At 71.2% G+C, this 12,327-nt stretch carries 12 protein-coding genes and 1 tRNA gene; 7 read left to right on the top strand and 6 right to left on the bottom strand.

The annotated features are described in order from the left end of the window. Positions 1–60 precede the first annotated feature (60 nt). Both orn and ACAX67_RS07325 read left to right on the top strand, forming a co-directional pair. Positions 61–720: an oligoribonuclease gene (gene orn / locus ACAX67_RS07330; protein WP_370703152.1), complete on the top strand. Its 660-nt coding sequence runs from the start codon at positions 61–63 to the stop codon at positions 718–720. 211 nt (positions 721–931) lie between these two features. Beyond that, positions 932–1,804 carry a GNAT family N-acetyltransferase gene (locus ACAX67_RS07325; protein ID WP_370703151.1) on the top strand — a complete coding sequence of 291 codons (873 nt, stop codon included), beginning with the start codon at positions 932–934 and terminating at the stop codon, positions 1,802–1,804. Here ACAX67_RS07325 and ACAX67_RS07320 read toward each other — a convergent pair. Continuing rightward, complete coding sequence (locus ACAX67_RS07320) at positions 1,791–3,749, bottom strand: penicillin acylase family protein (protein WP_370703150.1); 1,959 nt, start codon at positions 3,747–3,749, stop codon at positions 1,791–1,793. The genes ACAX67_RS07325 and ACAX67_RS07320 overlap by 14 nt on opposite strands. Positions 3,750–3,765: 16 nt before the next feature. Further along, on the bottom strand, positions 3,766–4,722 hold the full coding sequence (locus ACAX67_RS07315) for a pirin family protein (RefSeq protein ID WP_370703149.1): 957 nt from the start codon (positions 4,720–4,722) through the stop codon (positions 3,766–3,768). Positions 4,723–4,848: 126 nt separating this feature from the next. Here ACAX67_RS07315 and ACAX67_RS07310 point away from each other — a divergent pair, with 126 nt between their 5' ends. Further along, on the top strand, positions 4,849–6,417 hold the full coding sequence (locus tag ACAX67_RS07310; RefSeq protein ID WP_370703148.1) for a phytoene desaturase family protein: 1,569 nt from the start codon (positions 4,849–4,851) through the stop codon (positions 6,415–6,417). A gap of 57 nt (positions 6,418–6,474) precedes the next feature. Then, positions 6,475–6,547, top strand: a tRNA-Lys gene (locus tag ACAX67_RS07305). On the opposite strand, the gene ACAX67_RS07300 is transcribed toward ACAX67_RS07305, so the two are convergent. Then, positions 6,513–6,917, bottom strand: a complete 405-nt coding sequence (locus ACAX67_RS07300) for a tyrosine-type recombinase/integrase (protein WP_370703646.1) — start codon at positions 6,915–6,917, stop codon at positions 6,513–6,515. The genes ACAX67_RS07305 and ACAX67_RS07300 overlap by 35 nt on opposite strands. Between ACAX67_RS07300 and ACAX67_RS07295 the strand changes: the two genes are divergently transcribed. Together ACAX67_RS07295 and ACAX67_RS07290 are read left to right on the top strand one after the other, a co-directional pair. Further along, positions 6,852–7,037 carry a hypothetical protein gene (locus ACAX67_RS07295; protein ID WP_370703659.1) on the top strand — a complete coding sequence of 62 codons (186 nt, stop codon included), beginning with the start codon at positions 6,852–6,854 and terminating at the stop codon, positions 7,035–7,037. The two genes, ACAX67_RS07300 and ACAX67_RS07295, sit on opposite strands and share 66 nt — an antisense overlap. A gap of 52 nt (positions 7,038–7,089) precedes the next feature. After that, on the top strand, positions 7,090–7,230 hold the full coding sequence (locus ACAX67_RS07290; protein ID WP_370703147.1) for a hypothetical protein: 141 nt from the start codon (positions 7,090–7,092) through the stop codon (positions 7,228–7,230). Between the two features lie 396 nt (positions 7,231–7,626). On the opposite strand, the gene ACAX67_RS07285 is transcribed toward ACAX67_RS07290, so the two are convergent. The 3 genes from ACAX67_RS07285 to ACAX67_RS07275 form a co-directional block, all read right to left on the bottom strand. Next, the gene (locus ACAX67_RS07285) at positions 7,627–9,834 is read right to left on the bottom strand and encodes an MMPL family transporter (RefSeq protein WP_370703146.1); all 2,208 of its coding nucleotides are present in this window, start codon (positions 9,832–9,834) and stop codon (positions 7,627–7,629) included. A gap of 341 nt (positions 9,835–10,175) precedes the next feature. Continuing rightward, positions 10,176–10,466, bottom strand: coding sequence for a putative antibiotic biosynthesis monooxygenase (locus ACAX67_RS07280; RefSeq protein ID WP_370703145.1), 291 nt, complete (start codon positions 10,464–10,466; stop codon positions 10,176–10,178). A 91-nt stretch (positions 10,467–10,557) separates the two neighbouring features. After that, entirely contained in the window at positions 10,558–11,604 is a 1,047-nt protein-coding gene (locus ACAX67_RS07275) for an NAD(P)/FAD-dependent oxidoreductase (protein WP_370703144.1), read from the bottom strand. Positions 11,605–11,703: 99 nt separating this feature from the next. On the opposite strand from ACAX67_RS07275, the gene ACAX67_RS07270 reads away from it, so the two are divergent. Continuing rightward, the gene (locus ACAX67_RS07270; protein ID WP_370703143.1) at positions 11,704–12,321 is read left to right on the top strand and encodes a helix-turn-helix domain-containing protein; all 618 of its coding nucleotides are present in this window, start codon (positions 11,704–11,706) and stop codon (positions 12,319–12,321) included. The last annotated feature ends 6 nt before the right edge of the window (positions 12,322–12,327 follow it).

Here is a 12,327-nt window from a genome sequence, read left to right as displayed (position 1 = left end):
GGCCACGGGCCTGAGCCGACCCTGAGGAGACACCGGTCCGACGGCGTAGGGTGCGGTCTCGTGAACGAGCGACTGGTCTGGATCGACTGCGAGATGACCGGGCTCGACCTCGGTGCCGACGCCCTGATCGAGGTCGCGGCCCTGGTCACCGACTTCGACCTCAACGTGCTGGGCGACGGGGTCGACATCATCATCAAGCCACCGCCCGAGGCGCTGGACCAGATGATCGACTTCGTCCGCACCATGCACGAGACGTCGGGCCTGCTCGACGAGCTCGAGGGCGGCGTCACCCTCGCCGAGGCCGAGGAGCGGGTGATGGCCTACCTCAAGGAGCAGTGCCCGTCGGACAGCCGGCCGCCGCTCGCCGGCAACTCGGTCGCCACCGACCGCGGCTTCCTCGCCCGGGACATGTCGCAGCTCGACGCCTTCCTCCACTACCGCATCGTCGACGTCAGCTCGATCAAGGAGCTGGCCCGGCGCTGGTACCCCCGCGCGTACTTCGGTGCTCCCACCAAGCGCGGCAACCACCGCGCGCTCGCCGACATCCAGGAGAGCATCGAGGAGCTGCGCTACTACCGCGACACCGTCTTCGTGCCGCTGCCGGGCCCCGACGCCGAGGCGGCGAAGGCGGCCGCCGAGCGGCACGGTGGCGCGATCACCGGGCTCGGTCCGGGCCGCGGTGGACCGCAGGCGGATACCGATTCTGCTGCCGGGGCCTGATCCCACTACACTCTGGGACGGCCCGGGCGCCCTCGCGCGAACCGGTGTCATGGTGGGTATAGCTCAGCTGGTAGAGCGCCGCGTTGTGGTCGCGGATGTCGCGGGTTCAAGTCCCTTAACTCACCCCAGTGGAGTAGAGCCGGGTCCGGTCGGACCCGGCTCTCCTGCTTTTCCTGGCGCGTGCGCTTTTCTCTGACTAAAGTCAGACAACATGAGTACGACGGCCGTCCTGCGCCGGTTCAACCGGACCTACACCCAGCGGATCGGCGCGCTCGAGGAGTCCTTCCTCGGCACCGGCCGCCCCCTCGCCGTCAGCCGGCTGCTGTTCGAGATCGGCGCCAGCGACGGGGCGACCGTCCGCGACCTGCGGGAGCGCCTCGACCTCGACAGCGGGCACCTCTCGCGGATGTTGCGGCGCCTCGAGCGCGACGGGCTGGTGGAGACGCTGCCCGACCCGGCCGACCAGCGGCGGCGGGTCGCCCGGCTGACCGAGGCCGGCCGCGCGGCGCGCCAGGAGCTCGACGACCGCTCCGAGGACCTGGCTGCGCGGATCGTCGCCCCGTTGACGGACCGGCAGCGTGCCCGCCTCACCGAGGCGCTCGCCACGGCCGACCTCCTCGTCCGGGCCGCGACGATCCGGATCCGCGAGGTCGCCCCGGAGGACCCCGCCGGACGCGACGCGCTGCGCCGCTACCTCGACGAGATCGACGCGCGGTTCGCACACGGCTACGCGGCGTCGGGCCCGGTCGCGAGCGAGCCCGGGTCGACGTACGTCCTCGCGACCAGCGACGGCGAGCCGGTGGCCTACGGCGGCATCCGGCCCGCGCCGGGCGGTGCCACCGAGATCAAGCGGATGTGGGTGCACCAAGACTGGCGCGGCGCGGGGCTCGGCTCACGGATGCTGCGCCACCTGGAGGCACTCGCCGCCGAGCGCGGCGCGACGCGGGTCGTGCTCGACACGAACGAGGTGCTGGCGGAGGCGATCGCGATGTACGAGAGGTCGGGCTATCGCAGCGTGCCGCGCTACGAGGGCAGCGACCCACACGCCACCCACTTCTTCGAGAAGGACCTCACTGCTCGGTGAGGAGGTCCCAGTCGGTCACGATCGGGGCGAGCTCGCCCGCGGCCCACAGCGGCAGCTGGTCGTGGTGGTGCGGGTCATCCGGAAGCCCGTGCGCGCCGACCGGGACGACCCAGCCGCCGGCGGTGCGGTCGGCGAGGTCCCAGACGTAGCGGGCGACGGAGCCGCGGCTGCACGCGTCGCTGATGGCCGGGTAGGACACGCAGCAGCGGACGCAGTCGGCATCGCCGGAGAGCGGCAACCGCGGCAGCGCGTCGAAGTCGCGGTCGACGAGCAGTCCGAACCAGTGCAGCGGGTCGGTCACGTGGGTCTCGCCCCAGGTGGCGGGCACCTCCCCGCCGTCGACCTCGGCGAGGGCGTCCTGCGCAAGAGCGCGGAGGTCCACCCCGAACGGCCGGGTGCCGGCGACAGCCTCGTTGGCCAGTCGCGGCAACGCGAGCCCGAGCCGGTAGGTGGCGTTGAGCCAGGGCGAGAAGACCTCCTCGTGCCGGTGCGCGGCCGGCGGGTCGAAGAGGTCGGCGAAGACCGGCTGCTCGCACAGCCGGCGGACCAGCGCCGACCGGAACGCGGCGTAGCGGGCGGCCTGGGCGGAGTCCGCCGCCATGACACCGTCGAAGTCGTCGAAGGCCCCGGGCACCAGGGCGGCGAGCATCGGCACGGTCTGCAGCAGCGCGTCGTTGTGGAAGGCAACGTAGTCGTCGCGGGTGAGGTCGGCGCGCCCCTCGAGCAGGGCGTGCAGGCGCGCGGCGCGGTACGGCGCGGCGAAGACGCTGCCCACCGCGTCGGACTCCGGCCCGCGCCACTCGTTGGCGGTCACCACGTGGCCGTCGGCCGGGACGTCGGCACGGTTGGGCTCCGTCAGCCAGCCCGTCCACGACCCCGTGGCGTCGCGCACCGGCACCCGGCCGGCGATCCGGTAGCGCACGGAGGACCGGTCGGCGATCAGGGCGTTGTTGACCGGCTCCACCCACGCGTCGAGCGCGCGGTCGACGTCGTCGACGCTGCGCGCGCGCAGCAGCCCGAGCAGCGCGTCGAAGCCGAGGTCGCCCAGCACCCAGGAGGAGGTGCGCACGGCCAGGCCGTCCTCGAAGACCAGCCCGCGGGCGGTCTCGACGACGTCGATCTCCACCGGCTCCCCGTCGAGCACCTCGATCGTCTCGCGGTGCTGCTCCACGACGTCGGAGCCGTCGTCGTCGACCACGTCCTGGTAGTCGGCACAGGCGTTCGTGATCGCCCAGGCCACATCGCCGGCGTGCGCGAAGTGCTGCACGCCGGGCACCCCCACGAAGGAGTAGCCGAGCACGTCGAAGGGGTCGTCCGGGTCGTCACAGGCCAGGCGCACCTGCTGGTAGACGCCCGGCTGCTCGATGATCCGGTGCGGGTCGCCGCCGATGAGCGGCAGCCCGCTCGCGGTGCGGCCGCCGCCGGCCGCCCACGCGTTGCTCCCCGACGCCGTCGGGTCCTGCGAGGACAGGTACCGCACGTCGTCGCCGAGCACCTCCCCCGCGAGCCGCTTCCAGAGCAGCCCCCCGATGTTGGCGAAGAGCAGGTGCTGCGCCAGGAACGTCGCCAGCGGCATCCAGGGCTCCCACTCCCCCGGCGCGAGGCCCGCCGCGGCCAGCTCCGGCACGGTGGCCGGGTCCAGGTCCGCGAGCGCCTCGTTGACCCCGTCGACGTACGACGTCACGAACGCTTGCGTCTCCGGGCCGCACGCCGCGAAGGCGCGCTGTGCGGTGGTGACGGTGCGCATGCGGCGCGAGAAGCGGTCCCAGGACAGGCCGGCCCCACCGACGATCTCCGCCGTGGTGCCGGTGGCGCGCCGCCGCAGCCACTCCAGCTGCCAGGCGCGGTCGGCGACGGTCACCCGTCCCTGCGCGCGCGCCAGGTCGAGGACCGAGTCGGCGCGCAGGTGCGGGATGCCGTAGGAGTCGCGGTAGAGCCGAGCCATGCCCGGACTCTAGGACTCAGGCGGGGATGTGCCCGAACCGACCCTTCTGGTAGTCGGTGTAGGCCTCCATCACCTCGGCCTTGGTGTTCATCACGAACGGCCCGGCCCACGCGATCGGCTCGTTGATCGGCTGGCCGCCGACGACGATGACGTCGAGCTTCGGCGAGCGGCTCTCCTGGGCCTTGTCGGCGGTGATCGTCAGGTAGTCGCCGGCGCCCATCACCGCGGACTGACCCGTGTGGATCGGGCGGCCGCCGTCGACGCCACCCCCCACCGTGCTGTCGCCGTTGAGCACGTAGACGAGCGCGTTGTGGTCGACCTGCCACGGCAGGTCGAGGCGTGCGCCGGGCTCGATGGTGGCGTGGACCAGCGCCATCGGCGTGTAGGTCGACCCGGGACCCGCGTGGCCGTCCACCGAGCCCGCGATCACGCGCACGAGCGCGCCGGCGTCGGCGGTGGTCAGCAGTGCGACCTGCTTCGAGCCGATGTCCTGGTAGCGCGGGGCGTTCATCTTGGCGTCGCGCGGGAGGTTCACCCAGAGCTGGATCCCGTGGAAGAGCCCGCCCTTCTCCACCAGCCACTCCGGCGGGGCCTCGATGTGGAGCAGCCCGCTGCCCGCGGTCATCCACTGCGTGTCGCCGTTGGTGATGGTGCCGCCGCCACCGTGGGAGTCCTGGTGGTCCATGACGCCGTCGATGATGTAGGTGACCGTCTCGAACCCGCGGTGCGGGTGCCACGGCGTGCCCTTCGGCTCACCGGGCGCGTACTCCACCTCGCCCATCTGGTCCATCATGATGAACGGGTCGAGGTGGCGCATGTCGATGCCGGCGAACGCGCGCCGCACCGGGAAGCCCTCCCCCTCGTAGCCCTGCGGGGCGGTGCTGACCTGCCAGACGGGGCGCGGCTGGTCGCCCAGGCCGGGCTCCTTCAGCCGGTCGAGCACGGTGAGGTCGTCGACGGTGATCGCGGGCATCTCGCCCACCTCCCAGAGGTTCGGTGCGGGTAGTTGCCAAGTCAACTTCTTCCGCACCACCACTATTCCACGCGCTGCTGGTCGGGCGCACGGAGTGGATGGTCCGATCCCGGCTAATGTCAGCGCGTGACCTCCCGGACGAGCTATGACGTCGCGATCGTCGGCGGCGGGCACAACGGGCTGACCGCCGCCGCCTACCTGGCGCGCGCCGGGCTGTCGGTCGTCGTCCTCGAGCGCCTCGGCCACGTCGGCGGCGCCGCGGTCAGCGCCACCGCCTTCTCCGGGCACCCCGTCCGGCTCTCCCGCTACTCCTACCTGGTCTCGCTCCTCCCCGACCAGGTGGTGACCGAGCTGGGGCTCGACATCGAGCTCGTGTCGCGGTCCACGGCGTCGTACACGCCCGTCGTCCGCGACGGTCGCCCCACCGGCCTGCTCGTCGAACGGCTGGAGGACGAGGCCACGCGGCGGTCGTTCCGCGACCTCACCGGCTCCGACGAGGAGTACGACGCCTGGCGCACCTTCTACACCGACGTCGCGCACCTCGGGTGGGCCGTCGCGCCCACGCTGTTGCAGCCGCTGCCGCGAGCGCGCGCCATCCGGGCCCAGGTCGGCCCCACGACCTGGTCCGAGATCGTGACGGCACCCCTCGGCGAGACGATCGAACGGCGCTTCAAGGACGACGTGGTGCGCGGCGTCGTCGCGACCGACGCGCTCATCGGCACCTTCGCCTCCCTGCACGACCCCTCGCTCATCCAGAACCGCTGCTTCCTCTACCACCTGATCGGCAACGGCACCGGCGAGTGGCGGGTGCCCGTCGGCGGCATGGGCGCGGTCACCGAAGCGCTGACCAAGGCGGCGCTCGACGCGGGTGCGGAGATCGTGACGGGCGCCGGGGTGCGCTGGATCCGGCCCGGTGCCGACGGCGCCGAGATCGTGTGGCACGACGGGTCCGACGAGCGGGGGCTGACCGCCGGCGTCGTGCTCGCCAACGTCGCCCCGTGGGTCCTCGGCCTGCTGCTCGGCCAGCCGCACGACGACCAGACCAAGCCGCAGGGCGCGCAGCTCAAGATCAACTTCCTCCTCGACCGGCTCCCGCGGCTCCGCTCGGGCGTCGACCCGTCGGTCGCGTTCGCCGGCACGCTGCACCTCGCGGAGAGCTACGGCGAGCTGCTGTCGGCCTACGGCGCCGCGGCCTCGGGCGCCCTGCCCGACCCGATGCCGGGCGAGGTCTACTGCCACTCCCTGACCGACCCGAGCATCCTCGGCGGCGCACCCGAGGGCACCCACACGCTGACCTACTTCGGCCTCCACACCCCGGCCGCGCTCTTCGAGGCCGACCCGGAGGCCACCAAGGCCGAGGCCGTACGACGGGCCATCGCCTCCCTCGACGCCCACCTGGTCGAGCCGATCGAGACCTGCGTGGCGCGCGACGCGGACGGCAACCCGTGCATCGAGGCGAAGATCCCGCAGGACGTCGAGCGCGACCTCGCGATGCCCGGCGGCCACATCTTCCACGGCGACCTCGAGTGGCCGTGGGCCTCCGACCGCGCCCTGCTCGAGACGCCGGCGGCGCGGTGGGGCGTGCAGACCGACCACCCCGCGGTCCTGCTGTGCGGCTCCGGCGCACGTCGCGGCGGCGCCGTGTCGGGCATCGGCGGCCACAACGCCGCGCAGGCCGTCCTCGAGTCCCGCTGAGCCCTCGATTTCATCCCGCGGGCCGGGCACGGTAATCTTTCCGTCGCTTCACCGCATGCACCCCTAGCTCAATTGGCAGAGCAGCTGACTCTTAATCAGCGGGTTCTCGGTTCGAGTCCGAGGGGGTGTACAGATTTCTCCAGCTCAGGGGCCCTTTTTCGATTCAGGTCGAAAGGGGCCCCGACTGGTTCTCGGCCGGACTGTGCACGGATCACGTACGAGCGGAGCGTGGTGCCAAGGCGCCGGCGGCGTCGGCATCTCTTCTGCCTACGCCCTCTAAGGGGGGCGTAGCTGTCATCGGAGACGGAGATGCTGGAGTGGCCGAGGATCTTGGAGACGAGCGCGATGTCGGTGCCGGAGGCGAGCGAGAGCGACGCTCGCGCGTGTCTGAGGTCGTGCAACCTTGTCGGGGGCGAGCCCGAGTCAGTCACCGGATGACCGAACCGCTTCGACACGCGCTCGGGATGGATCGGGTTCCCGTCTTCTCGTGCGAAGACCAAGTCGTGGTCGGCGTAGGCATCGCCTACGGCTGCGCGGGCGGCGTCTTGCTGGAGACGATGGCTGAGCAGGACACCGACAGCGTGCGCGCCGAGGTCCACCCGACCGCGTCCTGCCACTGACGAGAGAGCCGCACACGGGCTGTGACCGGATCCGGCACTCGACGGCACTGGCATGCACGGCATCGCAGTCGGCGTCGACACATCCGACGTCGTCCAACTCACCCTGCCGCTGCTGCGGACCCACACGGTGCGCATCGTCGCGGCAACTGGCCAGCCGGTCAGCTCCGCGAACGTCTCGCCGCTGAACTGGTGAGCACGACGCTGCCCGACGCAGCGGAGGAGCTCTAGGTAGGGCACCAGTTACTGGCTGCTGACGACTACCGAGGGCGGCTGAATCTGACCACCTACCAGCTGGACCCCGACCCAGCGCTGGCCGAGGAGTGGGGCTACCACGCGCTGCGCGACCAAGACGACAGCGGCCGCGTCGACGGGCTCGCCTTCTCCGACACGCCGAAGATCGGGGCCCGGTGGGGATCAGTAGACCGGGCGAGGGACGCGCACACCGCGTCCTCTAGTCCGAGGCACGCACGAGGGGCCTAGGTACACCGCATCGGAGAGCCATCAGGCGCCGGATCTCCGCGCCACTGCACGACTGGGCCCGCCGCCACCCAATCGCGGGTGACGGCGGGCAACCTTCAGCATGCGGGACTCAGCGACTGACGAGGTCCTCGGCCGAGGACGGACCGCTCCTGAGACCGGCCGGCTCACCGTGCTCGCTCGCATCAGACGCATGCTTCTCGATTGACAGGTGCGGCAGGACCCGGTCGAGCCAGGTCGGCAGCCACCAGTTCGCCTCGCCGAGCAGCGCCATCGTGGCGGGCACCAGCACCATCCGGACGACGGTCGCGTCCACCGCGACGGCAACGGCCAGGCCGAGGCCGAGCATCTTCAGCGACGGGACCGGGCTGGCCACGAAGCTGAGGAAGACGGCGACCATGATGAGCGCCGCGGAGGTCACGACCCGGCCCGTCCCAGCCAGCCCGCGGGCAACAGACTCTGTGTTGTCGCCCGAGGTGTCGTGCTCCTCCTTGATGCGGGAGAGCAGGAAGACCTCGTAGTCCATGGAGAGCCCGAACAGGATCGGGAACATGATCACGATGATGATCGAGGTGATGGGGGTCGGACCCTCGAGCCCGAGAAGCTCAGCACCCCAGCCCCACTGGAACACCGCGACCAGGACGCCGTAGGCGGCACCGATGGACAGCAGGTTCATCGCGGCGGCCTTGAGCGGGACGGCCACGGAACGGAACACCATCATCAGCAGCAGGAACGACACCGCGATGACCGCGCCGATGAACAGGGGCAAGGTGCGGCTGAGCTGGGCGTTGAGGTCGTCGGTGATGGCGGTGATGCCGGTGACGTAGACGTTGCCCGGGATGACGTCGCGGACCGCGTCGATGGTGGTCGAGGTCTCCGGGTCGGCCGGCCCGGTGGTCGGGGTCGCGGTGAACACCGCCGTGCCCCCGTCCTCGGAGGTCACCGGCTCCCCGACGGCGGCGATACCCGGCACGGCGGCGACGTCGGCGGCGACCGCCTCCAGGCCGTTCGCGTCGACGGCGTTCGTCGGATCGGCGCTGGGTGCATTGAGGTCGACCACGATCGTCAGCGGCGCGTTGATGCCTTCGCCCCACCCGTCGGTGAGCAGGTCATAGGCCTGCCGGTAGGTCGTGTCCTGGGGCGCGTCCCCAGCGGCCGGGAACGCGGTCTGCATCGCGACAGCCGGCGCAGCGACCGCGAGGAGCGCAACGATCGAGCCGGCCAGGTACGGCCACGGACGCGCCGCGACGCGGTGCCCGAACCGCCACCACACCGTCTGCTCGGGCGCCTTCACGGTGCGGTGCCGGCGGCCGATGCGGCCCTTGTCGATCTTGTTGCCGAGCAGGCTGAGCAAGGCCGGGAGCAGGGTGATGGCAGCCGCGACGGCGGCGGCGACCATGAGGGAGGTCGCGCACCCGATGGAGGTCAGGACGCCGATGCCGGTGATGGCGAGTGCCGCGGTGGCGGCCACGACGGTGCCGCCGGCGAAGACGACTGCGGCACCAGACGTGCTCATCGCCCGGGCGAGCGCGGCCTGGTTGTCGCGACTGGCGTTCCGGTTCTCGCGGTAGCGGGCAACGACGACCAGGGCGTAGTCGACTCCGACACCGAGCCCGACGAGGCCCGCGACCGGGATGGCCGAGACGGACACGGTCATCGGGTTCGCCAACAGGGTGATGGCGCCGATGCCGGCACCGACGGCGACCAGGGAAAGCCCGATGGGCAGAACCGCAGCGACCGCAGTGCCGAAGACGACCAGCAGGACGATGAGGGCCACCAGCAGGCCGATGGCGACGTGGCTGGAGGTCTCGTCCTCGGAGTTGAGGAAGACGGCGTCGCCGCCGAGCTCGACACGCACATCCTTGGTCCCCATGCTGGAGACGCCGTCGGACAGGACAGCGAACGCGGGCTTGCCCATGTCGCGTTCGGGGACGTCGAGGGTGAGCTCGGCGTAGGCGATGTGCCCGTCCTCGGAGATGGTGTCGGCCTTGTAGGGGTCGGCGACGGTGGAGACGTGGTGGAGGCCTTCGACCTGGGCGAGAACCTGGGCGATGTCTCTACGGTCTTGGTCGATGGTGGTGCCGTCCTGGGCCTCGAACACGACGATGGCTTTGCCCTTGGCGGCCTCGGGGAAGTGCTCGTTGATGAGGTTCATCGCGCGGTCGCTCTGGCTGCCCTTCGCGGCGAAGTCGTCGGCGAACGTGCCGCCGATCGCGCCGGCAAGGACGAACATGCCGGCGAGTACGGCGATCCAGGTGGCGATGGTGCGCCACGGGTGCCGGGCGCTGGCCATGGCGATGGCTCGGGTGAAGCGGTCCATGATGCTGCTCCTCAGGTGGGTCGTGCCGGTTGGTTGGTCCCGGCGACGCCAGCGCGACCGACGCGGCTCCCGAGGTGGCCGCGCTGGTTCTGGTGGTGGTCGTCGGGGTAGTTCATGGCCCGGAACGTAGGCAGCGGTGTGGTGAGCGGTCGTCACCACAGGTGGTGAGCGGGATGGTGATTCGTCGTCTTCGATTGAGGCGGTCAGCTGGTGAGGCGGATGAGCCGACCTCAATTCCCAGGCGCGGAACCGGGGGCGCCGGGCCTCGAGCCGGTGGTCGTGCCGTCGACGCGGGTCCGGCTGACGGGTGTCCTGCCGGTCCGCGACGAACTTGGGCGGCGTCAGGCGGCGCGGCGGGACAGGATGCGTCCGCGGATGCGGTGCAGCCGCGGCATCAGCCCGTAGATGACGATCGGGACGGCGAGGGTCGCGAGGACGAACGTGCGCAGTACTGGGTTCGTGTCCTTCAGGTAGGGCCCGATGGTCAGGTTGATCACGGTGAGCGTCGGGAAGACCGCGATCCAGATCATGAGAGCGAGTTGATGCTTGGTCGGCGGCCCGACCGGACCTCTTGCGGCCGGACGGTCCGGGTTGCCGGTCGTGTGGGCCGAGGGATTCTGCTGGGTGGACATGGGGTAGCTCCTTCGTGGGTTCAGGCGTGCGGAGGTAGCCGGCGACGGGCGAGAGCGAGCCGCCGGTGGACGGGTGCGGGGTCGCGCCCGGTTAGACGGGAAGGCCGAGCCGGAAGTTGGTGACGGCGATCGGGAGATCTTCCTCGACGAGGTCGTTGTTGATGGCGATGGCGGCGGCCGACCCTTCGCCGGCGGCGGTGATGACCTGGGCTCGCGGGTTGACCGCATTACCAGCCGCCCACACGCCGACGACGCTGGTCGCGCCAGTCGGGTCGACCGTGACCCACCCGTGCGGCCCGCTGGCGCAGCCGAGGTCCGTCAAGAGGGAGTCGTTGGCCACGAACTGCGGCCGGACGAACACCGCGGACCGGGGCACGATGTGCCCGTCGGCGGTCTCGACCCCGGTCAGCTCGTCGTCCTCGACGACGAGCCGAGCCACCGGGGCATCGACGATGCCGATGGCCCGGGCTACGAGGCGCTCTCGCTGCGCCGCAGTCAAGGTGAGGCCGTTGGAGAAGAACACGACGTCGTCGGACCACTGTCGGACCACGAACGCGTGGGCGAGGGACTCCTCGAGGGGGGTCGGGCCCCCGGCCAGGACTCCGAGGAGCTGGTCGCGGACCTCGTACCCGTGGCAGTACGGACAGTGCAGCAGGTCGCGGCCCCACCGGTCGGCGACACCGGGGACATCGGGTGCGACGTCACGAAGGCCGGTAGTGACCAGCACACGGCGAGCGGCCAGGATGCGACCGCTCGCCAGGCTGACGTGGAAGCGGCGAAGGCTCAGCGGCCGGGTCTCGCATCGGGTGATGCCGGTGACGGTGTCGTCGACGAGGTCGACGCCATAGCCGGCAACCTCGTCGCGACCGCGGGCGAGGAGCTCGGACGGCGGGAGGCCGTCGGAACCGAGGAAGCCTTGCATGTGCGCGGCGGGCGCGTTGCGCGGCGCGCCGGCATCGACGACCGCTACCCGGCGACGGGCGCGTCCGAGCACCAGCGCGGCGGACAGGCCGGCCGCGCCGCCCCCGACCACGACCACGTCGTAGCCAGCGCGGTCTCCGACCGCCGCGGCGGTTTGCACGCGGCCGGTGTCCTCGGTACTGCCGACGCTCGGGCCGGAGTTCTCGTTGTCGTTCATGGGTCGAGAGTGGCCGCGGTCGGCCGACGCGACAACCGTTGTTGCTGTTTCTGGGAATCGACGGTGCTAGAAACGCCGCCGATGCGGTGCAATGGGTCCATGACAGACAAGCCGACCGATGCCACCGACTTGGTGTCAGCGCTGGAGATGGTCGGGCCGCGGCTGCGCCGCGTACGTGAGCAGCGCGGTTTGACCCTGACCGAGGCCGCACTGGAGACAGGCATTTCGAAGAGCACGCTCTCGCGGCTCGAGACCGGTCAGCGCAAACCGAGCCTCGAGCTGCTCCTCCCGCTCGCGCAGACCTACCGAGTACCCCTCGACGACCTCGTGGGCGCCCCCGAAGTCGGTGACCCCCGCATCCGCCTGAAGCCGCGGCGCGTGAACGGCCGCACCGTGTTGCCGCTGACGCGCCCCGGCGGCATCCAGGCGTGGAAGATCGTCATCCCCCGCAATCAGTCCGACCCGCAACCCCGGACCCACGACGGGTTCGAGTGGCTGTACGTCCTGTCGGGACGGATGCGGCTTGTTCTCGGCACCCAAGATCTCGTCCTCGGCGTTGGCGAAGCGGCCGAGTTCGACACCCAGGTTCCGCACTGGTTCGGCAGCACCGGAAAGGAGCCTGCCGAGGTGCTGAGCATCTTCGGCCGTCCCGGAGAACGCATGCACGTCATCGAGGAACGCGACATGATGGACCCCAGGACGGATTCCGCGCACTGACCGGGC

The sequence above is a fragment of the Nocardioides candidus genome, from assembly GCF_041321175.1.
Lineage (GTDB): Bacteria > Actinomycetota > Actinomycetes > Propionibacteriales > Nocardioidaceae > Nocardioides.
The sequence above is the reverse complement of the archived record's forward strand: the minus strand, read 5'-3'. Positions and strand labels throughout refer to the sequence as shown.

Coding starts and splice junctions, on each gene's coding strand:
- ACAX67_RS07285 (WP_370703146.1), bottom strand. CDS start 9,834: ATGGACCGCTTCACCCGAGCCATCGCCATGGCCAGCGCCCGGCACCCG.
- ACAX67_RS07275 (WP_370703144.1), bottom strand. CDS start 11,604: ATGAACGACAACGAGAACTCCGGCCCGAGCGTCGGCAGTACCGAGGAC.
- ACAX67_RS07315 (WP_370703149.1), bottom strand. CDS start 4,722: ATGCCCGCGATCACCGTCGACGACCTCACCGTGCTCGACCGGCTGAAG.
- ACAX67_RS07280 (WP_370703145.1), bottom strand. CDS start 10,466: ATGTCCACCCAGCAGAATCCCTCGGCCCACACGACCGGCAACCCGGAC.
- ACAX67_RS07295 (WP_370703659.1), top strand. CDS start 6,852: ATGACCGAACCGCTTCGACACGCGCTCGGGATGGATCGGGTTCCCGTC.
- ACAX67_RS07325 (WP_370703151.1), top strand. CDS start 932: ATGAGTACGACGGCCGTCCTGCGCCGGTTCAACCGGACCTACACCCAG.
- ACAX67_RS07270 (WP_370703143.1), top strand. CDS start 11,704: ATGACAGACAAGCCGACCGATGCCACCGACTTGGTGTCAGCGCTGGAG.
- ACAX67_RS07290 (WP_370703147.1), top strand. CDS start 7,090: ATGCACGGCATCGCAGTCGGCGTCGACACATCCGACGTCGTCCAACTC.
- ACAX67_RS07320 (WP_370703150.1), bottom strand. CDS start 3,749: ATGGCTCGGCTCTACCGCGACTCCTACGGCATCCCGCACCTGCGCGCC.